We start from the raw sequence: 26,215 nt of genomic DNA, 5'->3' as shown, positions 1-26,215 counted from the left end.
CGCGGGCCTGACCAGGCCCGGGTCTCGCCCCGGCGGCCCACGCACCCGACCAGGCCCGGCGGCTCGTATGCCGCGGGCGGGCCCAGCCTCCGCCGCCCTGGCTCACCGAGCTCATATTGAAGTCCGGGATGCGCAGTGCGGGCATCGCCGCCCGGGTGAAGTAGTCGCCCCACTCGCGCGGCAGGGTCGGCTCGGTACGGCCCGCCTCCACCGCCCGCGACAGCAGATCCACCGGCGACTCGTTGAACCGGAAGTTGTTGACCTCGCCGACCACCTCGCCCTTGTCGACCAGGTAGACACCGTCCCGGGTCAGCCCGGTCAGCAGCAGCGTCGCCGGATCGACCTCGCGGATGTACCACAGGCAGGTCAGCAGCAGCGCCGGACCGTCGTGCCCGGCGGCCGCCACCATCTCGTCCAGGGAGCGTGAACCACCGCCCTCCAGGAGGAGGTTGTCGATGCCCGGCGCCACCGGCAGGCCGGTCAGCCCGGCGCTGTGCCGGGTGGTCAGCAGCCGGTTCAGCACCCCCTCGCGCACCCAGTCGGTGGCCGTCAGCGGCAGCCCGTTGTCGAAGACCGACGCATCGTCCCCGGAGGAGTGCGCCAGCACGAACGGCGCGCACTCGAGACCGGCCGCCTCCGGGTCGCTGCGCAGCGTCAGCGGCAGCTCGCTGAGGCGTTCACCGACCCGGGTGCCGGCGCCGGGCCCCGCGGTGCCGCCGGCCGCCTCGGCCGGCTTGGAGAAGACCGTACGGCCCTCGGCGGCGTCCCGGGCCCCGGACGACCAGAACTGGTAGATCAGCAGATCGGCCACGGCGGTCGGCGGCAGCAGCGTCTCGTACCGCCCGGCGGGCAGTGCGATCCGCCGCTCGGCCCAGCCCAGCCGCCGGCCCAGCTCGGCGTCCAGCTCCCGCGGATCGACGTCGGTGAAGTCGCGGGTCGCGCGGCCGGCCCAGGCCGAGCGGGGTGCGCCGCCCTCGGCGCCCGCGGACTTCGCGTTCAGCTCCAGCGTCCCGGTGGGCTGGTCGTGCCGCAGCCGCAGCCCGGCCGAGGTGCCCAGATACGACGAGACGACGCCGTGGTGGGCGAAGCCGTACAGCTCACGGCCACCGGAGCGGGCCTGCCGGAAGGACTCGCCGAGGGCCGGCGCGAAGGCCGCGAAGACGTCCGAGGAGGTCTCGGCGGGCGCGTCGGTGAAGTCGCCGGACGCCTTCTCGCCGACGACCAGCGGCTGTGCGTCCTCGGCGGGCCCGGCGTCCCTGGCGGCCGCCTCCGCGGCCCGCACCAGCGGCTCCAGGTCGTCAGCGGTCACCGCCGAACGGGAGACCACACCGGAGGCGGTGCCCTGCGCGCCGTCCACCACCGCCACGACCGTCAGGGTGCGCCCGCGGGTGACGCCGTTGGTGGTGAGCGCGTTGCCCGCCCACCGCAGATTGGCGCTGGAGTGCTCATCGGCGATGACCACACACCCGTCAGCCCGGGACAGCTCCAGGGCCCGCTCCACGATCTCGTACGGCCTGCTCGAACGGGGCGTACGCGTGCTCATCGACCGGCCTCCTGCGTAGTGTTGAGAATGTTCACGCCTTCGAACAGAGCGGACGGGCAGCCGTGCGAGACGGCCGCGACCTGGCCCGGCTGGGCCTTGCCGCAGTTGAAGGCGCCGCCCAGCACATAGGTGTCCGGGCCGCCGACGGCACGCATCGAGCCCCAGAAGTCGGTGGTGGTCGCCTGGTAGGCGACATCGCGCAGCTGCCCGGCCAGCCGCCCGTTCTCGATCCGGAAGAACCGCTGGCCGGTGAACTGGAAGTTGTACCGCTGCATATCGATGGACCACGACCGGTCGCCGACCACATAGATGCCGCGCTCCACCCCGGCGATCAGCTCCTCGGTGGACGGCCCCTCGGGCGCCGGCCGGAGTGAGACGTTCGCCATTCGCTGGACCGGTACATGGCCCGGCGAGTCTGCGTACGCGCAGCCGTTGGAGCGGGCGAAACCCGTCAGTTTCGCGATTCTGCGGTCGAGTTGGTAGCCGACCAGGACGCCGTCCCGGACCAGGTCCCAGGACTGTGCGGCCACCCCCTCGTCGTCGTAGCCGATCGTCGCCAGGCCGTGCTCGGCGGTGCGGTCGCCGGTCACATTCATGATCTCGGAGCCGTACGCCAGCTTCCCGAGCTGGTCGAAGGTGGCGAACGAGGTTCCCGCGTACGCCGCTTCGTAGCCCAGCGCACGGTCCAGTTCGGTGGCGTGGCCGATCGACTCATGGATCGTCAGCCAGAGGTTGGAGGGATCCACCACCAGGTCGTACGTGCCCGCCTCGACGCTCGGTGCGCGCATCTTCTCGGCGAGGTACTCCGGGATGCGGGCCAGCTCCTCGTCCCAGTCCCAGTGGGCGCCGGTCAGGTACTCCCAGCCGCGTCCCACCGGCGGGGCGAGCGTGCGCATCGAGTCGAAGTCGCCGCTGGCCGGGTCCACCGCGACCGCGGTCAGCTGCGGGTGCAGCCGGATGCGCTGCTGGGTGGTGCTGGTGCCCGCGGTGTCCGCGTAGAACTTGTTCTCCTGGACGGTCATCAGCGACGCGTCCGCATGGGCCACGCCGTCGGCAGCCAGCAGCCGCGCGCTCCACTCCGCGAGCAGCTCGGTCTTCTCGGCGTCCGGCACCTCGAAGGGGTTGATCTCGTACGAGGAGACCCAGGTGCGGTCCGGGTGGGCGGGCTCGTCGGCCAGCTCCACATGCTCGCCGGAGCCCGCCGCCCGGATGACCTTCGCCGACAGCTTCGCCATGGCCACCGCCTGCGCGGCCACCCGCGCCGCGGCGTCCATCGTCAGATCCACCCCGGACGCGAAGCCCCAGGCCCCGCCGTGCACCACCCGCACCGCGTAGCCGAGGTCGGTGGCGTCCGCGGTCCCGGACGTACGGGCGTCCCGCAGCCGCCAGGACGCGTGGCGGACCCGCTCCAGGCGGAAGTCCGCGTGGTCGGCGCCCAGTGCGCGGGCCCGGGCCAGCGCGGCATCGGCCAGCGCGCGCAGCGGCAGGGCCAGGAACGCGTCGTCGAGGGCGTGCGTATGAGGTGCAGCAGGCAAGGCTTCCTCCCGTGGTCGGCGCCTGCATCATGCCCTGCGGCGGGCCCGCGGCCCAGCGGACACCCGTACGCGGCACGCTGCGTCGGCCGCGGTTCTGTAGGGACCCGACAGTGACCAGGACGTGCCCCTGTCCGTGGTCGATTCCCCGGAAGGGGCCCGTGACCGATAGTTTCGTATCGAACGCAGGACGGACAGAAACGGAAAGGGTGATCTCTTGAGCCGCTCGGTTCTGGTCACCGGAGGTAACCGCGGCATCGGCCTCGCCATTGCCCGGTCCTTCGCCGAGGCAGGCGACAAGGTCGCCATCACCTACCGCTCGGGCGAGCCGCCCGCGGGATTTTTGGCCGTGAAGTGCGACATCACGGACAGCGAGCAGGTCGAACAGGCCTACAAGGAGATCGAGGAGAAGCACGGTCCGGTCGAGGTGCTGGTGGCCAACGCCGGCGTCACCCGTGACCAGCTGCTGATGCGGATGTCCGAGGAGGACTTCACCTCGGTCCTGGAGACCAACCTCACCGGCACGTTCCGGGTGGTCAAGCGCGCCAACCGGGCCATGCTGCGGGCCCGTAAGGGCCGGGTCGTGCTCATCTCGTCGGTGGTGGGCCTGATGGGCGGCGCCGGCCAGGCGAACTACGCCGCCTCCAAGGCCGGTCTGGTGGGCTTCGCCCGCTCGCTCGCCCGGGAGCTGGGCAGCCGCAACATCACCGTCAACGTCGTGGCGCCGGGCTTTGTCGACACCGACATGACCCGGGTGCTCACCGACGAGCAGCGGGACAACATCGTCAAGCAGGTGCCGCTCGCGCGGTATGCGCAGCCCGAGGAGATCGCCGCCTCGGTCCGCTTCCTGGCCTCCGACGAGGCCGCGTACATCACCGGAGCCGTCATTCCCGTCGACGGCGGATTGGGCATGGGTCACTGATCAGCATGAGTGGAATCCTCGCAGGCAAGCGGATCCTGGTCACGGGTGTTCTGACCGAGTCGTCGATCGCGTTCCAGGCGGCCAAGGTCGCCCAGAACGAGGGCGCCGAGGTCATCCTCACCGGCTTCGGCCGGCTCTCCCTCGTCGAGCGGATCGCCAAGCGGCTTCCCAAGGAAGCCCCGGTCATCGAGCTGGACGTCACCAACCAGGAGCACCTGGACGGGCTTGCCGACAAGATCCGCGAGCACCAGGGCGAGGACGCCCGCCTCGACGGCATCGTGCACTCCATCGCCTTCGGCCCGCAGGGCGCCTTCAACTTCCTGGAGGCGACCTGGGAGGACGTCAGCACCGCGGTGCAGGTCTCGGCGTACTCCTACAAGTCGCTGGCCATGGCCTGCCTGCCGCTCATGGAGCACGGCGCCTCGATCGTCGGCCTGACCTTCGACGCGCAGATCGCCTGGCCGAAGTACGACTGGATGGGCGTGGCCAAGGCGGCGCTGGAGGGCACCAACCGCTACCTGGCGCGCGACCTCGGTCCCAAGGGCATCCGCTGCAACCTGGTTTCGGCCGGCCCGATCAAGTCGATGGCCGCCAAGTCCATCCCCGGCTTCGAGGAGCTGGCGGACGTGTGGAACCACCGCGCCCCGATCGGCTGGGACCTGGCCGACCCGGAGCCGGCCGGCCGTGGCGTCGTCGGCATGCTGTCCGACTTCTTCCCGCGTACGACCGGTGAGATCGTGCACGTCGACGGCGGCGTGCACATGATGGGAGCCTGACGCCCCGAATCCCTCCGTACTGCCCGTCCCGGCCTCCGGGGCGGGCAGTACGCGTTTACCCCGCCACCCCCGGACGGCACCCGAACGGATGCGCGCTCGCCTCCGCGGCGGCCCGCTCGGCGTCGCCCGCGCGGATCGCCTCCACCAGCCGGGAGTGGTCCATGTGCGCCTCCGGCCGCAGCTCCTCGCCGACGTCGGCCCGCAGGAAGTCGCGGAGCACGCCCCCGAGGTCGGCGTAGATCTCGGCCAGCACCTCGTTGTGCGAGGCCGACACGATCGCCATGTGCAAGGTCGCGTCCGCCTCCACGAAGGCCTCGGCCGCGCCGGACTCCCAGGCGGCCTCGCGCCGCCGCAGCAGCGCGTCGATCTGCCGCAGGTCCTGCTCGGTGCGGCGGCGCGCGGCGAGCCGGGCGGCGGACGCCTCCAGGGCGCTGCGCAGCTCGGCGACGTGTTCGGGGTCGGCGGCCGCGAACCGGCGGTTCATCACCCCGGCCAGCTCGCTGGTGGCCACCACGTACGTGCCCGAGCCCTGCCGGATGTCCAGCAGCCCGTTGTGCGCCAGCGCGCGGACCGCCTCGCGGACGGTGTTACGGGCCACGCCGAGCTGCTCGACGAGCTCCGGCTCGGTCGGGATACGGGATCCCACCGGCCACTCGCCGGAGGTGATCTGGGCGCGCAGCTGCGCGATCACCTGGTCGGCCAGCGCGGACCGGCGGGGCGAGGTCAGAGGCATGGCTGCGCTCCGGGGTGCAGGGGCGGACGGGCGGCGCCGCCGCGGCGGCCGGCGGGTCCCTCGGGCCCACGGCGCCGCGCGGCCCGGCAGAGGCTACCGATCCGGCAGAGGCTACCGATATCGGCTGGACAAGCATTCATCCCATGATTCTATGATGGTGCCTATGGCAGACGAAGACCTCGCGACCCTCGGCCCCGCGGCCGGCCCCGCCACGACCTCCGCCGCCCGCGACGCGAAGGGCCGCGGACCGCAGGAGACGGGGCATCCGGGAGCCGCCGCGAAGAGCGGCCTGGCGGGCACCGCAGGCCGCTGGCTGCCGGGGATCGTGATGGCCGGAATCGTCCTCGCGGCGCTCAACCTCCGCCCGGCCATCACCAGCCTCGGCCCGCTCATGGCGGAGGTCCGCGCGAGCCTCGGCATGAGCGCCAGCGTCGCCGGTCTGCTGACGTCCGTGCCCGCCATGTGCTTCGCCGCCTTCGGCATCGCCGCGCCCCGGCTGGCCCGGCGCTGGGGCCCCGGTGCGATCGTCTGCGCCGGTATGGCCGCGATCGCCGTGGGCGTCGCGCTGCGTCCGTACGCGGGCGGCACCGGCGGCTTCCTCGCCGCCAGCGCGCTCGCCCTGGCCGGCATCGCGGTCAGCAATGTGCTGATGCCGGTCGTGATCAAGACCTGGTTCCCCGACCGGGTCGGCTCGATGACCGGGCTCTACTCGATGGCGCTGGCCCTGGGCACCTCACTCGCCGCGGCGCTGACCGTCCCCATGACCGAGGCGCTGGGCGGCAGTTGGCACACCGGCCTGGCGGTCTGGGCGGCGCTCGCCGCGGTGGCCGTGCTGCCCTGGCTCGCGGTGCTCCGGCAGCGCGGACCCGGCTCCGGCCCGGCCGCCGGCGCCGCGGCGCCCGCCGAGGAGCCGCCCGTACGGATCGCCTCGTCGCCGACCGCCTGGGCACTGGCCGTCTTCTTCGGGCTGCAGGCCACCGCCGCGTACATCACCATGGGCTGGATGCCGCAGATCTTCCGCGACGCGGGGGTCTCGGCGGGGACCGCGGGGGTGCTGCTCGCCGTCACCATGGCGATGGGTGTCCCGCTCTCCTTCGTCCTGCCGCGGCTGGCGTCCCGGATGCGGCACCAGGGTCCGCTCGCGGTGGCGCTGGGCCTGTGCGGCCTGGCGGGCTACGCCGGGCTGTGGCTGGCCCCGGCGGCCGGCGCCTGGGCCTGGGCGCTGCTGATGGGCATCTCCAACTGCGCGTTCCCGCTGGCCCTGACCATGATCGGGATGCGGTCGAGCAGCACGGCAGGCGTCGTCAAGCTCTCGGCCTTCGCACAGAGCGTGGGCTATCTGATCTCCATCCCCGGGCCGCAGCTGGTCGGCACGCTCTACGACCACAGCGGCGGCTGGGGGCTGCCGATCGCCCTCATGGCCGGGCTGATGGTGCCGCAGATCGCGGTGGGGGTGCTGGCGGGCCGGGACCGCCGGATCGAGGACGAGAGGTGAATGGGACACTGGGCGCATGCCAGTGCTCGAACCGAATCCGCAGGGCGGACAGAAGAAGCTGCTCGTCGTGCTGGGCCTGATGCTCGGCGTGACCGTCGTCGTCGCCATCGTCGCGAGTATCGCCGCGCCGTGACCGCCCGCCCGCGGGGAGCGGTGGGGACAGCCCCACCGTCCCTAGGGGGCCAGGGTCAGGGACACATGGGTGGTTTCCCGGGTGGGAACGGCCGCCGGTGATCCGTAGCTTCGAAGTACACCGCGCACAGCGGTGGGCGCGCCGCGGCCCGCGACCGCGCCGTCCTTCGAAGCCGTTACGGGGGCGATCCGCATGTCCGCCGCGTTCAGCCGGTCACCCGCCGCGTTCAGCCGGTCACCCGCGCCCGGGGCCCGCCGCCTGCTGAGGCCGCTGCCGTGGTGGGCGCTGGCCCTGCCGGTGGCCTCCTTCATAGCCCTGCTGGCGCTGGTGGCGGGCTCTTCCGAGGCGAGGGCGGCGAGCGCCCCGCAGGGGCTGGCGTGGCTGCTGGAGACCCTTGCCCGGATCGTCCGCATCGGTGCTTGAGGACGACATGCGCCCGGTGTCACCCGGCAGGGGGGAGCGCTTCAACACCCCGCGCCCCATGGCGTCTTTCATGGGAAGCTGGGACGCATGAGCGTCGACACACTCCGCCGGATTGTCCTCCTTCGACATGCCAAGGCCGAATGGTCGGAGACCAGTGACCATGAGCGTCCGCTTGCAGACCGCGGCCGCAAGGATGCCCCGGTGGCCGGCCGCTGGCTGGCCGGGGCCGGGATCAACCCCGATCTGACCCTGTGCTCGACGTCCGTGCGCACCCGCGAGACATGGAAGCTCGTCGTCTCCGAACTCCCCGCGCGGCCCAAGACCGTCTACGAGGAGCGGATCTACGAAGCCTCCCTCGGCGAGCTCATCGCGCTGCTCAACGAGACCTCCGACGAGGTGAACGACCTGATGCTGGTCGGCCACAACCCGGGGGTCCACGCGCTCGCCGACGCGCTCGCGGGCCAGGCCGACGGTGATCTGCTGCCGCGGATGAACCGCAGCGGCTTCCCGACCGCCTCGCTGGCCGTGATCAGCTTCGACGGCTCCTGGAAGTCGGTCGAGCACGGCGTCGGACGGCTGACCGCGTACTGGACGCCGCACGAGTGATCCTCGCCGTCCCGCCGATCCCGTGCCTTCGCCCGCGGCAGCCGCGGGCGAAGGCACGGACGTGACGAGAGGGCCCCGGCAACCGCGCGCCGGGGCCCTTCCTCGGATGTGGGGATTAGGGGACAGGGGGATGACAGGGGATAGGGCGATGGGGGCGTACGGGGAGCTCCGCGGAGCCGTGGAGGCCGCCTCGCGGCGCCGTATGCGGTCCGCTCACTCGGCGTGGGTGTCCGCCGCCTCCACCTCTTCGCGGGTGATGCCCAGCAGGTACAGCACGGTGTCCAGGAACGGCACGTTCACCGCGGTGTGCGCCGCCTCCCGCACCACCGGCTTGGCGTTGAAGGCCACACCGAGCCCGGCCGTGTTGAGCATGTCGAGGTCATTGGCCCCGTCGCCGATCGCCACGGTCTGGTCGAGCGGCACCCCGGCCTGATGCGCGAAGTCCCGCAGCAGCCTGGCCTTACCGGCCCGGTCCACGATGGCACCGGTGACCCGGCCGGTCAGCTTCCCGTCGACGATCTCCAGGGTGTTGGCGGAGGCGAAGTCCAGCCCCAGCTCGTCCTTGAGCGCATCGGTGACCTGCGTGAAACCGCCTGATACGACGCCGACTTGATAGCCGAGCCGCTTCAGCGTCCGCACCAGGGTCCGGGCACCGGGGGTGAGCCGTACCTCCTTGCGCACGGCCTCGACCACCGACTCGTCGAGCCCGGCGAGCAGCTCGACCCGGGCGTGCAGGGACTGCTCGAAGTCCAGCTCGCCGCGCATCGCCGCGGCGGTCACCTCGGCCACCTCTGCCTCACAGCCGGCGTGCGCGGCGAACAGCTCGATGACCTCGTCCTGGATCAGCGTCGAGTCGACGTCCATGACGACCAGCCGCTGGGCCCGGCGCTGCAGCCCGGCCGCCACCACCGCGACGTCCACGCCCAGCTGCGCGGCCTCCAGGGCCAGCGCGGTGCGCAGCGCCCCGGTGGCCGCGCCGGAGACCGCGAATTCCACGGCCGTCACCGGATACTTGGCAAGCCGGAAAATACGGTCGATGTTGCCGCCGGTGCCCGTTATGGCGGCGGCGATGGCGGCCGTGGACTCCGCGGTGAGCGGGTGCCCCAGCACGGTGACATGCGAACGTCCGGTGCCTCGCGGACGGTTGTCGCCCCGGCCGGAGATGATCTCCGCCTGGAGGTTCAGCGACTCGGCCCAGCTGTGCACGGTGGCCCGCAGATCGCCTTCGGAGGAACCGGAGGAGCCCTTGGCGGGGGAGGGCGTGGTGACCAGCGCGCACAGGGTGATGCGCCCTCGGGTCACCACCTGCTCGATGTCCACGACATCGACGGAGTAGGCGGCGAGGGTGTCGAAGAGACCTGCGGTGATGCCGGGCCGGTCCTTCCCGAAGATCTTCACGAGGAGGGTCGGTACGTCATCGCCCGGTACGGCGGTGGCAGGCGGGATCTGCGATGCGCTCATGGTGCCCTTACGGTAACCGCCGGGCCGTCGCGGCCGTACGGGTGTCCGGGGTTCGGACCGCCGCGGCCCCGCGCCCGCACACCGGCGGCCCGGACCGGGTGCCTCCGCCGATCGTTATGGAGTCGTGTCCGGCCCTCCCCGGGCCGGGTCCGGCCCGCCGAAACGCCAACGCCCTTGCGACGGTGACGCGTTCGGACCGATAACGGAACGCAACCGCGACAGTCCGCGATGCCGATCATGAAATTTGTCCGCTCTCTCCCATGATGCGGCCTGTGGAGCGGACGCGCATCGCGTCCGGGACGGGCCCGGCCGCGCCCGTCGGACAGCGGGGCGTCCCGGAACACCCGTAATCCGGTGATCCCTGCCCATCCATGGGTTCTTCCCGCGCTCCGGGAGTGTTTGGCGGGGCCGCCGCGGAAGCCGCCGGTGCCCCGGTCCCGTCCCGGTTTCCGGTCCGCGGGCCGAGCCTGAAATAGTTCCTCACGATGTTCGCCATCCCTAGACTTCCCATACAGGGCGTCACTCGGGGGACTATGTAATGGGGCATGGAGTGCCTGAACTCGTACTCGAATTGAACGGAAGGACCTGGACGCTCGACCCGTCCCGGTCCTACAACGTGGGCCGTGATCCGCAGGGCGACATGGTGCTCGACGACGCCAGAGTCTCCTGGCGCCACGCCACCGTGCGATGGGGCGGCCGCAGCTGGATCATCGAAGACCAGGGCAGCACCAACGGCACCTATGTGCAGGGCCAGCGGATCCATCAGATGGAGATCGGCCCCGGCTCGACCGTGCATCTGGGCAACGCCACCGACGGCCCCCGGGTGACCCTGTCCGCCGCGGCGCCGGCCGCCGACGCCTCCTTCGGCGCGCAGTCCGCGCCGCAGCAGCAGGCCGCGCAGGGCTGGCAGGCGCCTCCCGCGCAGCAGCAGGCCGCGCAGGCCTGGCAGGCACCCCCCGCGCACCAGGCGCAGGGCCAGCAGCCGCCCGCCCAGCAGCAGGTGCCCGCCCAGCAGGGCTGGCAGGCGCCGCCGCAGGGCGGTCAGCCGTACGTCCCGCCGCAGCAGGCCGGGCCCCCGCAGCAGGCCCAGCAGCGCCCCGCGCAGCGGCCCGACGGCGCACCGCTCCAGGGCGACCGCAGCCCGACCACGTTCCACCGCCTCGACATGAGCCGGGTGATGCGCATCGGCCGTGCGCTGGAGAACGAACTGGTCGTCTCCGACCTCCAGGTCTCCCGCCACCACGCCGAGTTCCGCGCCACCCCCGACGGCCGCTTCGAGATCCGCGACCTGGGCAGCCACAACGGCACCTACGTCAACGGCCAGCCGGTCGCCAAGTCCGGTACGGCGCTGATCGGCCCGAACGACATCATCGGCGTCGGCCACTCCACCTTCCGGCTGGTCGGCGACCGCCTGGAGGAGTTCGTCGACACCGGCGAGGTCTCCTTCTCGGCCCGCCATCTCACGGTCACCGTCGAGGGCGGCAAGCAGATCCTCAAGGACGTCTCCTTCGGCGTCCCGGAGAAGTCGCTGATCGCGGTCATCGGCCCGTCCGGCTCCGGCAAGTCCACGCTGCTCAAGGCGCTGACCGGCTACCGCCCCGCCGACCAGGGCGATGTCCTCTACGACAACCGCAACCTCTACAAGCAGTTCGCCGAGCTGCGCCAGCGCATCGGTCTGGTCCCGCAGGACGACATCCTGCACAAGGAGCTGACCGTCCAGAAGGCGCTCCGGTACGCCGCCAAGCTCCGCTTCCCCGGTGACACCGCGGAGGCCGAGCGCGAGGCCCGGATCGACGAGGTGCTGCACGAGCTCAAGCTCCATGTGCACAAGGAGAAGAAGGTCACCTCGCTCTCCGGCGGCCAGCGCAAGCGCGTCTCGGTCGCCCTGGAGCTGCTGACCAAGCCGTCGCTGATCTTCCTGGACGAGCCGACCTCGGGCCTCGACCCGGGCATGGACCGCGATGTCATGCAGCTGCTGCGCGGCCTGGCCGACGACGGCCGTACGGTCCTGGTCGTCACCCACTCCGTGGCCGAACTCGCCCTGTGCGACAAGCTGCTGGTGATGGCCCCCGGTGGTGGCGTGGCCTACTTCGGCCCGCCCGAGGAGGCGCTCAACTTCTTCCAGTACGACACCTGGGCGGACGTCTTCTCGGCCTTCGAGAACTACCGCGACTACGACTGGATGGGCCGCTGGCGCGGCTCCCCGCACTACCAGATGTACGCCGCGGACATCGACGCCGTCGCCCCGCAGTCGGTGGCGATCCAGCCGCCGCCGGCCCGGATGCAGAAGTCCCAGAGCTGGGGCTCGCAGCTGTGGACCCTGATGCGGCGCTATGTCTCGGTGCTCGCCTCCGACCGGGGCTTCCTGGGGCTGATGCTGATTCTGCCGGCGGTCCTCGGCGTGGTCTCGATGCTGATCCCCAGCGACTACGGCCTCGGGTACGGGCCGCTGAACAAGCACCGCACCAACCGCGACGCGAGCACGATCATGCTGATCCTCGCGGTCGGCATGTGCTTCTCGGGCGCGGCCAACTCGGTCCGTGAGCTGATCAAGGAGCGGGTCATCTACGAGCGTGAACGGGCCACCGGCCTGTCACGGTCGGCGTACCTGATGTCCAAGGTGATCGTGCTCGGTGTGGTCACCGCCATCCAGGGCGTGATCATCGCGGTGATCGGCTTCTCGACCCGGAACATGCCCGCCGAGGGACTGCTGGTCAAGAACGCCCCGGCCATCGAGATGGCGCTGGCGATCATCGCGCTGGGCTTCACCTCGATGATGTTCGGCCTGATCATCTCCGCGCTGGTCAAGACGGCCGAGAAGACCATGCCGCTGCTGGTCATGTTCGCCATCGTCCAGGTCGTCTTCACCGGCGTGCTCTTCCAGCTCTTCGACACCCCGGGCGTCGCCCAGTTCGCCTGGCTGATGCCGTCGCGCTGGGCCGTCGCCGCGATGGGCGCGACCGGCGACATGAACACCCTGCTGCCGTGGGAGCTGGGCAACCCCGACCCCCTGTGGAAGCACCAGACCGGCGTCTACGTGATGGACATGATTATCCTGATCAGCCTGGGCGTCGCGCTCGCCTTCGTCGTCGCGCGGCTGCTGCGCCGCCACGAGCCGGAGGTCATGCGCAAGTAGCGCGCCGCACCGCGCGCACGGCAACGCCCGAGGGGCGGCACCCGACAGCGGGTGCCGCCCCTCGGCGGTGTGTGCGCACGCGTCCCCCGTGAGCCGGCGGATCAGATCAGTAGGCCGAGTTGACGTTGTCCATCGAGCCGTACTTGTCGGCCGCGTAGTTGCAGGCGGCGGTGATGTTGGCGACCGGGTCGTAGATGTTCCAGGACGTGCCCTCGACGTGCCACGTCTTGAAGGTCGGGTCGATGACCTGGAGCAGACCCTTGGAGGGGATGCCGTTCTGGGCGTTGATGTCCCAGAGGTTGATCGCCATCGGGTTACCGCTCGACTCGCGGATGATGTTCCGGTAGATGCCGTTGTACGAGCCGGGGATGCCCTTCGCGGCCATGACGTCCAGCGACTCGCGGATCCAGCCGTCGAGGTTGTTCGCGTAGACCTTCTTGGCGGGCTTGGGGGCCGCGGCGGGGATCGCGGTGCGGACGGCGGACCGGCTCGCGGCCTGCTTCGCCTTGCGCGCCTTGTCGGCCTTGGCCTTCGCCTCGGCGGCGGCCTTCGCCTTCGCGGCCTTCTCGGCGGCGGCCTTCTTCGCGGCGGCCTCGGCCTTGCCCTTGGCGGCGGACGTGTCGGCCTGCTGGGTGATGGTGGCCTGCTGGGTCTTGGCGGCGGTGTCGACCGCGCCGAAGGCGACCGGCTTGACGTTCTCGACGGCGGTGGCCTCGGCCTTGCCCTGGCCGGCGTCGGCACCCGGAACGAGGCTGAAGACGAGAGCGGCGGCGCCGGCGGCGGCGACACCGGCGGCGGAGAGCTTGTGCGTCCGGGTCAGGCGGTTCAGACCGGAGATGGCGTGCTTAGGCATGGCGGGACAGACCTTCCGATGGGGGACATCGCACGGGCCCTGAGCGGCGGCGAACGCCGAGTGCGGAACCACGGCGCCGAGCGACGGGAGCCATTCTTAGCGGCCGAAAATTGCCCCGGCAAAGGTGTGACGTACGATCCGAGTTAGTGGAACCATGACCGGGAATATTGCGTCCCGTACCCTCATTTCCCAGCTCAGGCCATATTCGGGGGTCCACTAACCCGGGTCGTAAGTGATGTGCGTCCTATGCGCGGGGTCACACCGCGGAAGGGTTTGTCTCGCCGGACGTAATTGCAAACGCACAGTCCGTAGAGGTCAGATCTCCACCATGACCTGGTCCAGGGACTTTCGGAGCAAATCCGGCACTTCGCACTCCGGGGCGGGATATCCCACCGGAATCACCGCGAACGCCTTCTCGTTGGCGGGCCGCCTCAGCACCTCCTGGAGGAAGCGCATCGGGCTCGGTGTGTGCACCAGGGCCGCGAGCCCCGACAGGTGCAGCGCGGACAGCAGCATGCCGACGGCGATGCCCACCGACTCGTCCACGTAGTAGTGCTTGCGCTTGGCGCCGTCCGGACCCAGCCAGTGCCGCTGCTGGAAGACGACGATCAGCTGCGGCGCATCGGTCAGATGCGGCTTGACCTCGTCCGTGCCCAGCGGCCGCAGCGCCGCCAGCCACTCCTCGCCCAGCCGCCCCCGGTAGGAGGCCTGCTCCTCCGCCTCGGCCGCCGCCCTGATCCTGCGGCGCACCTCGGGGTCCTTGACCAGTACGAACGTCCAGGGCTGCTGATGCGCGCCGGACGGGGCGGTGGCCGCGCAGGCGATCGCGTCCCTCACCACCTGCTCCGGCACGGGGTCGGCGGCGAACTGGCGGACCGTACGCCGCTGGTTCATCCGCTCCCGCAGCTCGGCGGCGCGGGCCAGCGACTCGGCCGCGGGCATCCGCTCGGGCCGGTACGGGACGGGCCGGTAGGGCTGGCCGTGGGTCGGCGTCCAGCGCGGCGTTGCGTGTGACTGCGTTGAGTGCGACATGCACCGAGTCTGGAACGCGGCCCGGTGGCGGCACGGATGGATCACCGAATTCACGCCACGGAGAGCGCCGCCGTCCCGTCGCAACAACCACTTACCCCATTAGCCATCATAAGGGTGCGAATCGGACAATTCGGCATTCCAGGAATCCCCGGATCAAGGGTGCGGATCGTATGTATCGGTATTAGCGTCATCCCCTCCATAAAGGGCGTCCCCTATATAAGGGGCCTCAATCCTCATACGAGGGCAGATAGGAGGACCGGCGCAAAAGCGACAAAGCCTGATGGGTGGGCTCTCCGGCGCCGCCGGCCGCCCGGCTCCCCGGCCCCGGCCGGGCCGTTCGGCCTAGGCCGCGGGTCCTAGGAGGCAGGCGCCGCCGGACCGATACGGGCCGCTCACCCCGCCGGTACGGTGAGGCCATGACCAACGGACCGGGGGCCGGGATCCCCGCGGTGAGCACCGCGATCCTGGCGATGAGCAGGCATTTGGAGGTGCGCGACGTCCTCAAGACGATCGTGGCCTCGGCCCGCGAGCTGCTGGACGCCGAGTACGCCGCCCTGGGGGTGCCCGACGACCACGGCGGCTTCGCCCAGTTCGTGGTCGACGGCGTCAGCGCCGAGCAGTGGAAGGCCATCGGCCCGCTGCCCCGGCAGCACGGCATCCTCGCCGCGATGCTGCACAACGCCACCCCCGAGCGGCTCGCCGATGTCCGCGAGGACCCCCGCTTCGGCGGCTGGCCCACGGCCCACCCGGACATGTCCGACTTCCTCGGCCTGCCGGTCGCCGACGGCGACGAGATCCTCGGCGCCCTCTTCCTCGCCAACAAGCGCTGCCCCAAGCCCGAGGGCGGTTGCGGCTTCACCGAGGAGGACGAGCGGCTGCTCGCCATACTCGCCCAGCATGCCGCCATCGCCCTGACCAACGCCCGCCTCTACGAGCGCAGCCGCGAACTGACCATCGCGGGGGAGCGGGCCCGCCTCGCCCACGAGCTCCACGACGCGGTCGCCCAGAAGCTCTTCTCGCTCCGCCTCACCGCCCAGGCTGCCACCGCCCTGGTCGACCGCGACCCGGCCCGCGCCAAGGGCGAGCTCCACCAGGTCGCCGCGCTGGCCGCGGAGGCCGCCGACGAGCTGCGCGCCGCCGTCGTCGAGCTGCGCCCCGCGGCCCTGGACGAGGACGGCCTGGTCGCCACCCTGCGCTCGCAGGTCCAGGTCCTGGACCGCGCCCACACCGCGCGCGTCGTCTTCGCGGCCCAGGGCGTACGGGCGCTGCCCGCCGCCCAGGAAGAGGCCATGCTCCGGGTCGCCCAGGAGGCGCTGCACAACGCCCTGCGGCACTCGGGCGCCGGAACCGTCGAGGTCACCGTCTCCCGCCGCGGACAGGGGGCGCTGCTGCGGATCGCCGACGACGGCAGCGGCTTCGACCCGAGAGGGGTCCGCCGGGCCGGCCGCCACCTCGGTCTGGTCTCCATGCGCGACCGCGCGAGCGGCGTCGGCGGAAAGCTCACCGTGAAGTCGGAGCCCGGCAGGGGCACCGCTGTCGAGATGGAGGTGCCCGGTGGCTGATGCCCGTGCCATCCGCGTACTGCTGGTCGATGATCACCAGGTCGTCCGCCGGGGCCTGCGCACGTTCCTGGAGGTCCAGGGGGACATCGAGGTGGTGGGGGAGGCCGCCGACGGGACCGAGGGCCTCGCCGCCGCGGAACGGCTGCGCCCGGACGTCATCCTGATGGACGTCAAGATGCCCGGCATGGACGGCATCGAGGCACTCCGCAAACTGCGCGAAGCGGACAACCCCGCGAGGGTGCTGGTGGTGACGAGCTTCACCGAACAGCGCACTGTCGTCCCGGCGCTGCGCGCGGGCGCGGCCGGCTATGTCTACAAGGACATCGACCCCGAGGCGCTGGCCGCCGCCATCCGCTCCGTCCACGCCGGCCATGTCCTGCTGCAGCCCGAGGTGGCCGGCGCGCTGCTCTCCCAGGACGAGGGCAACGGCGGCCACGGGCGCGGCACCTCGCTCACCGAGCGCGAGAGCGAGGTGCTGGGCCTGATCGCGGACGGCCGCTCCAACCGCGAGATCGCCCGCGCGCTGGTGCTGTCGGAGAAGACCGTCAAGACCCATGTCTCCAACATCCTGATGAAGCTCGACCTCGCCGACCGGACCCAGGCGGCGCTGTGGGCCGTACGGCACGGCATCGGGGCCTGAGAGACGTACGGGGCCTGAGGGGCCGAAGGGCCGAGATCCGCGCCGGCAAGGGGTCCGACGGTCCTTCCGTACGACAATGCGTCAAGCCGAACGTCGACTTCCGATCAGAGATTCATACTGTCGTGTAGCCGTAGCCCGTTCGGCGTATCCCTCCTCGGGCCGGGCCGTTGTTCAGAGCAGTCGTGGCGGCTGGTCACGGCAACGGCAATGAGGAGCAAGAGAAGTGAAGAACATCAAGCGCGCAGCGGCCATCACGATGGCGGCGAGCGGTCTCGCCCTCGCGGGCGCCGGCGTCGCTTCGGCCCACGGCCCGCAGGCCGGCGGCCAGGCCGTGCACTCCCCGGGCATCGTCTCCGGCAACAACACCCAGGTGCCGGTGAAGGTCCCCGTGAACTTCTGTGGCAACAGCGTCACCGTCGTCGGGCTGCTCAGCCCCAACTTCGGTCAGCGCTGCGTCAACAACTGACGCGCCCGCATGATCCGCCCGGCCCCGGCTTCCGTCAGCGGCCGGGCGGATCACGCCGGACCGGCCCCGTCACTCTCCCTGGGCGCGCGGTCGGCCCGCTCCGCACGACAACCGTCACCCCGGCCAAGCGCCACCACGTGAGGAACTCGCCCCAATGAACACCGCCAAGACGGCCGCCCTCGTTCTGTCCGCCTCCGGTCTCGCGCTCGGTGCGGCCACCGGTTCGGCGTTCGCCACCGATGGTTCGCAGGCCGGCGGCCAGGCCGTGAAGTCTCCGGGCATCGTCTCCGGCAACAACACCCAGGCGCCGGTGCACGTTCCCGTGAACATCTGCGGCAACTCCGCCACCGTCGGCGGCCTGCTCAGCCCGACGTTCGGCAACCTCTGCGTGAACAACTGACCGTCCGGCTCAACGGTCCCTTCTCCCTGCCGCGACCGTCATCGCGGCTCTGTTCGCCACCACGTAAGGAACCCACACCATGAACACCGTCAAGAAGGCCGCCCTCGTTCTGTCCGCCACCGGTCTCGCGCTCGGTGCCGCCGCCGGTTCGGCGTTCGCCACCGACGGTTCGCAGGCCGGCGGCCAGGCCGTGTGCTCCCCAGGCATCGGCTCCGGCAACAACACCCAGGTGCCGGTGATGATCCCGGTGAACGTCAACGGCAACAGCGTCGACGCCGTGAGCGTCCTCAGCGGCAACTTCGGCAACGTCAGCACCAACAACTGAGCCGAGCCGGTCACCGTCTCCGCGGCCCGGGTGCCACCGCGTAGGGAACTCACTCACACATGAACACCGCCAAGAGGGCCGCACCGGTCGTCGCCGGTACTGCGCTCGCATGCGCCGCCGCTGCCGGTTCCGCCTTCGCCGGCAGTGGCGCACAGGCCGACGGTAAGGCCGCCAACCCGCCCGGGACCGGCTCGGGCAACATCGCGCAGGCACCGGTGCACTGCACCTCCCCGTGAACGCCACCGGTAACAGCGCCGACGTCGTGGGTGCGCTCAACCCCGCCTTCGACAACTCCACCTCGAACAACTGAGGTTGTCCGGGCCTGGGTGAACAGCTCGTCCTGCCCCGAGCTGTTCAGCCCATCTCGGCAACGGCCCCGTCGTCGACCACACAATGGTCCGGCGGGGCTCGTTCCGTTCACCCCCGGCGCCGCTCGCGCTCCTCCACCGCGGAGTTGTACGCCGCCACCTGCGCCCGCCGGGCCGTACGCTCCACCGGCCGCAGCGCCTCCGCACGCGCCGCGATCTCCGACGAGCTCACCGCGCCGCCGTGCTCCCCGTCACCACCGGCCTCGCGCGCGATGTCGATCAGCGCGCCGACCCGCTGCGCCAGCTCCAGCACCCGCACCGCACGCGGCGGATAGCCGGGCGCCAGCACCTGCCGTCCCGCCTCGGCCCGCGCCCGGTACGCCTCCAGCGCCGCCTGTGCCACCGGACCGGACCCGGCCACATCCAGCTTCGAGAGCAGCTCGGTCGCGTCCCGCAGGGCCTCCGCCAGCTCCCGCTCCGCCTCGCCCAGCGACGGCACATCGGCCGGATGCGCCTCGCGCACTGGCAGACAGTGCCAGACCACCTCCACATGCACATCGGGCGCGGCACCGCCCTCCGGCCCGGCCTCGTACGTCTCGGGGACCAGCCCCAGCCCGGCGCCCGCGGCGAGCACCGCCTCCCCGGCCTCCAGCGCCCGCGCATTGAATTCCGGCGGCCCGCTCAGCCCCAGCGGATGCCCGGGGGCCGGCAGCGCCACCCGCAGGCCGACCGCCCCCAGGGCCCGCAGCCGGCCCAGCGCGAGCGTCAGCCCGACCGGGGCGTCCTCCCCGGGCAGGCCTTCCACGCGGTGCACCGCATCGTCGTCCGCGATCCGATGCGCGGCTTCATCAGGTGAGACAAGTCCGGCCAAAAGGGAATTTCCCCATGCCGCCAGCCGTCCCGAACGAGGTTCATCGAGCATGGTCCCCAGCCTAGGGAACGGCACTGACAGCGAGTGGCGTAGGTTTGCAGGGGGCTGCGCCTACAGGTGTACGCGACGACCGAGAAGCAATGGGAGACAACGCGCTCATGAGCGATGTACTGGAGCTGGTGGACGTATCCGTGGTCCGCGACGGACGGGCTCTGGTGGACCAGGTCTCCTGGTCGGTCAAGGAGGGGGAGCGCTGGGTGATCCTCGGCCCCAACGGCGCCGGCAAGACCACCCTGCTGAATGTCGCCTCCAGCTACCTCTACCCGACCAAGGGCACCGCCTCCATCCTCGGCGAGCAGCTCGGCAAGGTCGACGTCTTCGACCTGCGCCCGCGCATCGGCGTCGCCGGCATCGCGCTCGCCGACAAGCTGCCGCGCAGCCAGACCGTGCTGCAGACCGTGCTCACCGCCGCGTACGGCATGACCGCGAGCTGGCAGGAGAACTACGACGACGTCGACGAACAGCGCGCCCGCGCCTTCCTCGACCGCCTCGGCATGACCGCCTACCTCGACCGGAAGTTCGGCACCCTCTCCGAGGGCGAGCGCAAGCGCACCCTGATCGCCCGCGCGATGATGACCGACCCCGAGCTGCTCCTGCTGGACGAGCCGGCCGCCGGCCTCGACCTCGGGGGCCGCGAGGACCTGGTCCGCCGCCTCGGCCGGCTGGCCCGCGACCCGTACGCCCCCTCGATGATCATGGTCACCCACCATGTCGAGGAGATCGCCCCCGGCTTCACCCACGTCCTGATGATCCGCCAGGGCAAGGTGCTCGCCGCCGGCCCGCTCGACCTGGAACTGACCTCCAGCAACCTCTCCCACTGCTTCGGCCTCCCGCTGATCGTCGAACGCAACGGCAACGACCGCTGGACCGCACAGGGCCTGCCGCTGGGCTGAGAGCCCCGCAGGCCGCCCCCCTCCAGGAGCCTCCCCCAGACGCCGTCCGGGGCCCCAACACGCCTCTGCTCCTTGGCTGCTGACCGATCGCGCCCTGTCCCGGACTGCCGTACGGATCTACCATGAAGCCGTGGATTCATGGGTGTGGTGGCTGATCGCCGCCGTAGGGCTGGGAATTCCTCTCGTTGTGACCGCGATGCCCGAATTCGGGATGCTCGCGGTCGGCGCCGTCGCCGGTGCCGTCACCGCCGCGCTCGGTGGCGGCACCGTCTCACAGTTCCTCGTGTTCGCCGCCGTATCGGTCGCGCTCATCGTCGTCGTACGGCCGATCGCCAACCGCCACAGAGGCCAGGGCCCCGCACTCGCGTCCGGAGTCGACGCGCTCAAGGGCAGGACCGCCACGGTCCTGGAGCGGGTCGACGGCGCAGAGGGCGGCCGCATCAAGCTCGCCGGCGAGATCTGGTCCGCCCGCGCCCTGGACGCCGAGCGGGTCTACGAGCCGGGACAGCAGGTCGACGTCGTCGAGATCGACGGCGCCACCGCCGTCGTCATCTGACCTGAACACGCTGCGCGACGAGCCATGTCTCTGAAAGACTGATCAACGGCAAGCCGGTCACCGGCCGGCACGGACCAGCAACGAAGGGCACGGGAGCCGCTGTGGAACCGATCATCATCGTCCTGATCATCCTGGTGGTGCTCGTGTTCATCGCACTCATCAAAACGATCCAGGTCATTCCACAGGCCAGCGCCGCCATCGTGGAGCGCTTCGGCCGCTATACGAGAACGCTGAACGCCGGCCTGAACATCGTCGTCCCGTTCATCGACTCGATCCGCAACCGCATCGACCTCCGCGAACAGGTCGTGCCGTTCCCGCCCCAGCCGGTGATCACCCAGGACAACCTCGTCGTCAACATCGACACGGTCATCTATTACCAGGTCACCGACGCCCGCGCCGCGACGTACGAGGTCGCCAGCTACATCCAGGCCATCGAGCAGCTCACGGTCACCACGCTCCGGAACATCATCGGCGGCATGGACCTCGAACGGACCCTGACCTCCCGCGAGGAGATCAACGCGGCGCTGCGCGGCGTCCTCGACGAGGCCACCGGCAAGTGGGGCATCCGCGTCAACCGCGTCGAGCTCAAGGCCATCGAGCCGCCGACCTCCATCCAGGACTCGATGGAGAAGCAGATGCGCGCCGACCGTGACAAGCGCGCCGCCATCCTCCAGGCCGAGGGTGTCCGCCAGTCCCAGATCCTGACCGCCGAGGGTGAGAAGCAGTCCTCCATCCTGCGCGCCGAAGGCGAGGCGAAGGCGGCCGCCCTGCGCGCCGAGGGTGAGGCCCAGGCGATCCGGGTCGTCTTCGAATCCATCCACGCCGGTGACCCGGACCAGAAGCTGCTCTCCTACCAGTACCTCCAGATGCTCCCGAAGATCGCCGAGGGCGACGCCAACAAGCTCTGGATCGTGCCGAGCGAGATCGGTGACGCCCTCAAGGGCCTCGGCGGCGCCATCGGCAACTTCACCCCGCCGAACGGCGGCGGCTCCATCCCCAAGCCCAGCACGCCGAAGCACGAAAACCCGCCAATCGACTGACCACCGCGTGCCCCTGGTGCATGATCGTGCAAGACCGTACCGATCATGCACGGGGGAGCCAGCATGACCATCTGGGAAGCCGTCGCCGTCCTCGCCGCGGGGGTCGGCGCCGGCACGATCAACACCATCGTCGGATCCGGGACCCTGATCACCTTCCCGGTGCTGCTCGCCTTCGGACTGCCGCCGGTCACCGCCAACGTCTCCAACACCCTGGGCCTGGTGCCCGGTTCGCTCAGCGGCGCCTTCGGCTACCGCAGGGAACTCTCCGGCCAGCGCGGCCGCCTGCTGCGCTTCGGGATCACCGCCCTCATAGGCGGCGTGAGCGGCGCGATCCTGCTGCTGGCACTGCCCCCCGAGGCGTTCGCCATAGTCGTCCCCGCGCTGATCGCCGTCGCGCTGGTCCTCGTCGTCGCACAGCCCGCGCTCTCCGCCCGGCTCCGCGCCCGCCGTGAGCGCAACGGCACCACCGCCCACCAGGACGGCGGTCCCCTGCTGCTCCTCGGACTGCTGCTCGCCAGCGCCTACGGCGGCTACTTCGGCGCCGCCCAGGGCGTGATCTACCTGTCCCTGATGGGCGTACTGCTCAACGAGGACCTGCAGCGCCTCAACGCCCTCAAGAACGTCCTCGCCGCGATCGTCAACGGCGTCGCGGCGGTCGTCTTCCTCTTCATCGCCACCTTCGACTGGGCCGCCGTCGGCCTGATCGCCCTCGGCTCCACCCTCGGCGGTCTGCTCGGCGCAAAGATCGGCCGCCGGCTGCCGCCCACCGCCCTGCGTGCCGTGATCGTCCTCGTCGGCCTGCTGGCCATCGCCCATCTCCTCCTCAAATAGCGGGAGTTGGACGATGGCCGACGGCTCACCCGTCCACCGGCGCTATGCCGGCACCGGCAGCCACTCCGGCAGCCCGTCCCGCACGGACACCCCCAGCGTCGACAGCAGCGCGTCCGCCGGCGTCGGCTCGAACGGCCGCCGCAGCAGCTGCATCCCCGCCTGCTCCGGCGTACGGTCCGCCTTGCGGTGGTTGTCCTCCGCGCACGAGGCGACGGTATTCAGCCAGGTGTCCCCGCCTCCGCGCGACCGCGGCACGACATGGTCCACCGTGGTTGCCCGGCGCCCGCAGTACGCGCACCGGTGCTGGTCACGCACCAGCACACCCCGCCGCGACCACGGCGCCCGTCTTCGGAACGGCACCCGTACGTATCTGCTCAACCTGATCACTTGCGGCACCGGCACGTCCACCGAAGCGGCGCGGATCCGCAGCCCCGGGTGCGCGTGCTCGACGACGGCCTTGTCCTGCATGACCAGCACCACCGCACGCCGCAGCGACACCGTCGACAGCGGCTCGAAGCTCGCATTGAGCACCAGCGTCTCGCGCATCCCGTCCACCTCCCGGACCCGCTCCGCCCCCGTGGCGAAGTTGCTCCACTGTGCAGCGGCAGGTATTCCCCGAACAACGCAATTTCCGCATGCCACAAGGGAAATGGAGAGTGATCGGAAGATGAAGACGTGGTGATCCGGCGGCACCCCGCACACCGGAAACGAGCCAAAAGGAGATCGCTCCGGGTCCCACCCCCGTGAAACACGCGAGACCCGGAGCGAACGGCAGCCGGCGAGGACGCCCGCCACGAATGCGGACTCCGGATGGGGGTCCCCCCTGCTCCTCAAGAGCTTGGGGGAGGCTGGCGACACACCTGCGCCCCGCCGCTCCCGCCACTGCGGTACCAGCTGCCCGACGCCCTGATGAAGGGGCGGCGTCACAGGTACCACTGTGCGTGCCGGAAACGCCGGGGCGCAACGGAATTACGGCGCTCAGCCCGCCGCCGGCACCTCGTACTCGGCGATCAGCTGGGCCCGCCCGATGGCGTGGAACCGCAGGTTGAACCCCACCACCGCGGGCGAGGCGTCCGCGTCCGGACCGAGCTTCTCCTGGTCCACCGCGTACACCGTGAACACATAGCGGTGCGGACCGTCCCCGGGCGGCGGCGCCGCGCCCCCGAAGTCCCGCGTCCCGTAGTCGTTACGGACATGCACGGCGCCCTCGGGCAGCCCCTTCATCTCCCCGGAGCCGGCGCCGGCCGGCAGCTCCGTCACCGACGCCGGAATGTCGAACAGCGACCAGTGCCAAAAGCCGCTGCCCGTCGGCGCGTCCGGGTCGTAGCAGGTGACGGCGTAGCTCTTGGTCCCCGCGGGAGCGCCCTCCCACCGCAGCTGCGGCGAACGGTTCCCCTGGGCGAAGACCTGCTCCGGCCGGAGCGTCCCACCCGGTTCCACCTCGTCGCTCGCCACCGTGAACTCCGGCACCGGCGGATGGAAATCGTGCGGGAGCGGCCGCCGCTTCAGCTCGGACACGCAAACCTCCTGGTCGCTTGCTGACACCTTGTCCGGCCAGGTTAGAGCCAGTTCCGCTTACCGCCGACCTCCGCCAGCCACTGGTTGAGGTAGGCCGCCCAGTCGGTCCCCTCGAAGTCGTTCAGCCCCACCGTGAACGACCGGTAGGTGTCCGACCCCTCGGTGAACAGCCCCGGCTTCTTGTCCATCTCCAGTACGACGTCCATCTCCCGGTCGTCCGCCACGAACGACAGCTCGACCTGGTTCAGCCCCCGGTACTGCTGCGGGGCGTAGAACTCGATCTCCTGGTAGAACGGCAGCCCCTGGCGCGTCCCCCGGATGTGCCCCTGCTCCAGGTCAGCGGCCTTGAAGCGGAACCCGAGCCGCCCGAACGCGTCGAGAATGGCCTGCTGCGCCGGCAGCGGGTGCACATTCACCGGGTCGAGGTCACCGGAGTCCACCGCGCGCGCGATCGCCAGCTCCGTCGTCACCCCGACGCTCATCCCGTGCAGATGCGTCCCGAGGAACGTGGTGATCGGCGTCTCCCACGGAATCTCCAGCCCGAACGGCACCGTGTGCACCGCCCCCGGCTGCACCTCGAACGCCCCGCCCAGCTGCTTCTTGGTGAACTCGATGTTCCGCTTCACCTCCTCCTCGCCGCCCTCGACCTCGACACGGGCCTGCAGCCCGACGGACAGCCCCTGGATCTCCTGGGCGACGGACCCGCCCTGGATCCGCACCTCACCCTGAGCAACCCCGCCCGGGACCACGTTCTCCTCGAAGAGCACCGTCTCCACCGACGCGCCCCCCGCGCCCAGGCTCGCCAGCAGCTTCTTGAACCCCATGCTCGTCGTCCTCCCCAGGCGCATCGCCTGTGCTGTGTCGTCGCGCGCCGGAATCCCGACGCGGTTCCCGCGCATCGCTCCCTACGGCAGCGCTTCTCCACACGTGAAACCGCGCAGGCTGGTTCCACGGCCCACACCTTCCCAACCCCGACGCCCCCATGGCCAGCCGGCACCCGCCACCGCTCCACTACCCTCGGGCCGCATGACCGACGTACCGGAACGAATGCCGCTCCACCGCGACTTCTTCGCCCGCCCCGTCGTGGACGTGGCCCCCGATCTCCTGGGCCGCACTCTCGTACGCCACACCCCCGACGGCCCGATCGAACTCCGGCTGACCGAGGTCGAGGCGTACGACGGCGAGACCGACCCCGGCTCCCACGCCTACCGCGGCCGCACCGCGCGCAACGCCACCATGTTCGGCCCGCCCGGCCATGCGTACGTCTACTTCATCTACGGCATGTGGTTCAGCCTCAACGCGGTCTGCGGCCCCGAGGGCCAGGCGAGCGGTGTCCTGCTGCGCGCCGGCGAGATCCTCACAGGCACCCGGCTGGCCGCCGCCCGCCGCCCCAAGGCCCGCAACACCAACGAGCTGGCCAAGGGCCCGGCCCGCCTGGCCACCGCCCTCGACATCGACCGCACCCTCGACGGCGCCGACCTGTGCGCCGGCGGCCGAGCACCCCTCACCCTGCTCCACGGCAGCCCGCCCGACCCCGGACGCGTACGCAACGGCCCGCGCACCGGCGTCGGCGGAGACGGTGCCGACCACCCCTGGCGCTACTGGATCGCCGACGATCCGACGGTCAGTCCGTACCGCCGGCACGTGCCCCGCCGCCGCGCCACCAGCGCTACTTGACTCTCCACCGTCAACCGCCTAACGTAGCCCGAGCCGCTAGAGACGGGCAGCGCCTTTTGCGCAGACCGCCAGGCGGCACAAACCACTACTCTGAACGATTCCCTGACGGGTCTTATTTGGCGTTGCCGAATTTCGACCCCGCCGACTCGATTATGAGTCGCCAGGGAAAGCCGCTAAAGTAGTAACCACGCCGAAAGGGCAGCCCCCAAAAGCTGCTCCGAAGCGGACCTCCGAGGAAATCGGAAGCCGGAATCGAAAGAATCCGGGTCTGATAGAGTCGGAAACGCGAAGAAGCCGAAAGGCGGAAACGCACCGGCGAAATCGGAGTCGCAAGGATCTGATAGAGTCGGAAACGCAAGACCGAAGGGAAGCGCCCGGAGATCCTGGTGAAACAGGAACAAAGGAAGCGTCCGTTCCTTGAGA

General features: G+C 70.9%; 29 protein-coding genes. 19 read left to right on the top strand and 10 right to left on the bottom strand.

The features are described 5' to 3' along the window. Together ACWD6P_RS32970 and ACWD6P_RS32965 are read right to left on the bottom strand one after the other, a co-directional pair. On the bottom strand, positions 1-1,543 hold a 1,543-nt coding region (locus tag ACWD6P_RS32970), incomplete at its 3' end, for a metallopeptidase TldD-related protein (RefSeq protein WP_451447867.1). Then, entirely contained in the window at positions 1,540-3,078 is a 1,539-nt protein-coding gene (locus ACWD6P_RS32965; protein ID WP_451447866.1) for a TldD/PmbA family protein, read from the bottom strand. The genes ACWD6P_RS32965 and ACWD6P_RS32970, both read right to left, overlap by 4 nt. A 214-nt stretch (positions 3,079-3,292) precedes the next feature. Here ACWD6P_RS32965 and fabG point away from each other — a divergent pair, with 214 nt between their 5' ends. Both fabG and fabI read left to right on the top strand, forming a co-directional pair. After that, positions 3,293-3,997, top strand: a complete 705-nt coding sequence (gene fabG / locus ACWD6P_RS32960) for a 3-oxoacyl-[acyl-carrier-protein] reductase (RefSeq protein WP_451447865.1) — start codon at positions 3,293-3,295, stop codon at positions 3,995-3,997. Between the two features lie 5 nt (positions 3,998-4,002). Next, positions 4,003-4,773, top strand: a complete 771-nt coding sequence (fabI, locus tag ACWD6P_RS32955; protein ID WP_451447864.1) for an enoyl-ACP reductase FabI — start codon at positions 4,003-4,005, stop codon at positions 4,771-4,773. Positions 4,774-4,828: 55 nt separating this feature from the next. On the opposite strand, the gene ACWD6P_RS32950 is transcribed toward fabI, so the two are convergent. Continuing rightward, entirely contained in the window at positions 4,829-5,506 is a 678-nt protein-coding gene (locus tag ACWD6P_RS32950) for a FadR/GntR family transcriptional regulator (RefSeq protein WP_451447863.1), read from the bottom strand. Between the two features lie 163 nt (positions 5,507-5,669). Here ACWD6P_RS32950 and ACWD6P_RS32945 point away from each other — a divergent pair, with 163 nt between their 5' ends. The 4 genes from ACWD6P_RS32945 (at position 5,670) to ACWD6P_RS32930 (ending at position 8,163) form a co-directional block, all read left to right on the top strand. Continuing rightward, positions 5,670-7,001, top strand: a complete 1,332-nt coding sequence (locus ACWD6P_RS32945) for a CynX/NimT family MFS transporter (RefSeq protein WP_451447862.1) — start codon at positions 5,670-5,672, stop codon at positions 6,999-7,001. 16 nt (positions 7,002-7,017) lie between these two features. After that, complete coding sequence (locus ACWD6P_RS32940; protein ID WP_451447861.1) at positions 7,018-7,134, top strand: SGM_5486 family transporter-associated protein; 117 nt, start codon at positions 7,018-7,020, stop codon at positions 7,132-7,134. 192 nt (positions 7,135-7,326) lie between these two features. Next, positions 7,327-7,557, top strand: a complete 231-nt coding sequence (locus tag ACWD6P_RS32935) for a hypothetical protein (RefSeq protein ID WP_451447860.1) — start codon at positions 7,327-7,329, stop codon at positions 7,555-7,557. Positions 7,558-7,644: 87 nt separating this feature from the next. Next, on the top strand, positions 7,645-8,163 hold the full coding sequence (locus ACWD6P_RS32930; RefSeq protein WP_451447859.1) for a SixA phosphatase family protein: 519 nt from the start codon (positions 7,645-7,647) through the stop codon (positions 8,161-8,163). Between the two features lie 213 nt (positions 8,164-8,376). On the opposite strand, the gene serB is transcribed toward ACWD6P_RS32930, so the two are convergent. After that, on the bottom strand, positions 8,377-9,624 hold the full coding sequence (gene serB / locus ACWD6P_RS32925; protein ID WP_451447858.1) for a phosphoserine phosphatase SerB: 1,248 nt from the start codon (positions 9,622-9,624) through the stop codon (positions 8,377-8,379). 538 nt (positions 9,625-10,162) lie between these two features. Here serB and ACWD6P_RS32920 point away from each other — a divergent pair. Then, positions 10,163-12,760, top strand: a complete 2,598-nt coding sequence (locus tag ACWD6P_RS32920) for an FHA domain-containing protein (RefSeq protein WP_451447857.1) — start codon at positions 10,163-10,165, stop codon at positions 12,758-12,760. A 106-nt stretch (positions 12,761-12,866) separates the two neighbouring features. On the opposite strand, the gene ACWD6P_RS32915 is transcribed toward ACWD6P_RS32920, so the two are convergent. Then, a complete protein-coding gene (locus tag ACWD6P_RS32915) occupies positions 12,867-13,613 on the bottom strand; it encodes a transglycosylase SLT domain-containing protein (RefSeq protein ID WP_451447856.1) in 747 nt (248 codons plus the stop codon). Positions 13,614-13,928: 315 nt separating this feature from the next. After that, positions 13,929-14,645 carry a nitroreductase family protein gene (locus ACWD6P_RS32910; protein WP_451447855.1) on the bottom strand — a complete coding sequence of 239 codons (717 nt, stop codon included), beginning with the start codon at positions 14,643-14,645 and terminating at the stop codon, positions 13,929-13,931. A gap of 416 nt (positions 14,646-15,061) precedes the next feature. On the opposite strand from ACWD6P_RS32910, the gene ACWD6P_RS32905 reads away from it, so the two are divergent. The 7 genes from ACWD6P_RS32905 (at position 15,062) to ACWD6P_RS32875 (ending at position 18,348) form a co-directional block, all read left to right on the top strand. Beyond that, the gene (locus ACWD6P_RS32905; RefSeq protein WP_451447854.1) at positions 15,062-16,207 is read left to right on the top strand and encodes a GAF domain-containing sensor histidine kinase; all 1,146 of its coding nucleotides are present in this window, start codon (positions 15,062-15,064) and stop codon (positions 16,205-16,207) included. Then, the gene (locus ACWD6P_RS32900) at positions 16,200-16,847 is read left to right on the top strand and encodes a response regulator (protein ID WP_451447853.1); all 648 of its coding nucleotides are present in this window, start codon (positions 16,200-16,202) and stop codon (positions 16,845-16,847) included. Before ACWD6P_RS32905 ends, ACWD6P_RS32900 begins: the two co-directional genes overlap by 8 nt. Before the next feature lie 223 nt (positions 16,848-17,070). Continuing rightward, positions 17,071-17,313 (top strand): chaplin, encoded by a 243-nt coding sequence (locus ACWD6P_RS32895; protein ID WP_451447852.1) that lies wholly within the window; start codon positions 17,071-17,073, stop codon positions 17,311-17,313. A gap of 154 nt (positions 17,314-17,467) precedes the next feature. Then, positions 17,468-17,713: a chaplin gene (locus ACWD6P_RS32890; protein ID WP_451447851.1), complete on the top strand. Its 246-nt coding sequence runs from the start codon at positions 17,468-17,470 to the stop codon at positions 17,711-17,713. A 79-nt stretch (positions 17,714-17,792) separates the two neighbouring features. Continuing rightward, positions 17,793-18,038, top strand: coding sequence for a chaplin (locus ACWD6P_RS32885; protein ID WP_451447850.1), 246 nt, complete (start codon positions 17,793-17,795; stop codon positions 18,036-18,038). Positions 18,039-18,097: 59 nt separating this feature from the next. Then, positions 18,098-18,274 (top strand): chaplin family protein, encoded by a 177-nt coding sequence (locus ACWD6P_RS32880; protein ID WP_451447849.1) that lies wholly within the window; start codon positions 18,098-18,100, stop codon positions 18,272-18,274. Then, complete coding sequence (locus tag ACWD6P_RS32875; protein WP_451447869.1) at positions 18,271-18,348, top strand: chaplin family protein; 78 nt, start codon at positions 18,271-18,273, stop codon at positions 18,346-18,348. The genes ACWD6P_RS32880 and ACWD6P_RS32875 overlap by 4 nt, the downstream gene beginning before the upstream one ends. Positions 18,349-18,455: 107 nt before the next feature. On the opposite strand, the gene ACWD6P_RS32870 is transcribed toward ACWD6P_RS32875, so the two are convergent. After that, positions 18,456-19,268, bottom strand: a complete 813-nt coding sequence (locus tag ACWD6P_RS32870) for a hypothetical protein (protein ID WP_451447848.1) — start codon at positions 19,266-19,268, stop codon at positions 18,456-18,458. A gap of 89 nt (positions 19,269-19,357) precedes the next feature. Here ACWD6P_RS32870 and ACWD6P_RS32865 point away from each other — a divergent pair, with 89 nt between their 5' ends. The 4 genes from ACWD6P_RS32865 to ACWD6P_RS32850 all read left to right on the top strand — a co-directional run bounded on the left by ACWD6P_RS32865 (position 19,358) and on the right by ACWD6P_RS32850 (position 22,597). After that, positions 19,358-20,170: an ABC transporter ATP-binding protein gene (locus tag ACWD6P_RS32865; protein ID WP_451447847.1), complete on the top strand. Its 813-nt coding sequence runs from the start codon at positions 19,358-19,360 to the stop codon at positions 20,168-20,170. Between the two features lie 142 nt (positions 20,171-20,312). Further along, complete coding sequence (locus ACWD6P_RS32860; RefSeq protein ID WP_451447868.1) at positions 20,313-20,726, top strand: NfeD family protein; 414 nt, start codon at positions 20,313-20,315, stop codon at positions 20,724-20,726. A gap of 101 nt (positions 20,727-20,827) precedes the next feature. Next, positions 20,828-21,766 carry an SPFH domain-containing protein gene (locus ACWD6P_RS32855; protein WP_451447846.1) on the top strand — a complete coding sequence of 313 codons (939 nt, stop codon included), beginning with the start codon at positions 20,828-20,830 and terminating at the stop codon, positions 21,764-21,766. Positions 21,767-21,829: 63 nt separating this feature from the next. Next, a complete protein-coding gene (locus ACWD6P_RS32850) occupies positions 21,830-22,597 on the top strand; it encodes a sulfite exporter TauE/SafE family protein (protein WP_451447845.1) in 768 nt (255 codons plus the stop codon). A gap of 42 nt (positions 22,598-22,639) precedes the next feature. Here ACWD6P_RS32850 and ACWD6P_RS32845 read toward each other — a convergent pair whose 3' ends face one another. From ACWD6P_RS32845 to ACWD6P_RS32835, 3 genes are all read right to left on the bottom strand, one after another. Continuing rightward, positions 22,640-23,143 carry an HNH endonuclease gene (locus ACWD6P_RS32845; RefSeq protein WP_451447844.1) on the bottom strand — a complete coding sequence of 168 codons (504 nt, stop codon included), beginning with the start codon at positions 23,141-23,143 and terminating at the stop codon, positions 22,640-22,642. 432 nt (positions 23,144-23,575) lie between these two features. Then, complete coding sequence (locus ACWD6P_RS32840) at positions 23,576-24,115, bottom strand: YbhB/YbcL family Raf kinase inhibitor-like protein (protein ID WP_451447843.1); 540 nt, start codon at positions 24,113-24,115, stop codon at positions 23,576-23,578. 41 nt (positions 24,116-24,156) lie between these two features. Beyond that, on the bottom strand, positions 24,157-24,939 hold the full coding sequence (locus ACWD6P_RS32835; protein ID WP_451447842.1) for a sporulation protein: 783 nt from the start codon (positions 24,937-24,939) through the stop codon (positions 24,157-24,159). A gap of 202 nt (positions 24,940-25,141) precedes the next feature. Here ACWD6P_RS32835 and ACWD6P_RS32830 point away from each other — a divergent pair, with 202 nt between their 5' ends. Further along, complete coding sequence (locus tag ACWD6P_RS32830) at positions 25,142-25,792, top strand: DNA-3-methyladenine glycosylase (RefSeq protein WP_451447841.1); 651 nt, start codon at positions 25,142-25,144, stop codon at positions 25,790-25,792. The last annotated feature ends 423 nt before the right edge of the window (positions 25,793-26,215 follow it).

It is taken from the genome of Streptomyces sp. NPDC002446 (assembly GCF_053595675.1).
Note: the sequence above shows the minus strand (reverse complement) of the source record. Positions and strands in the feature narration are given on the sequence as shown.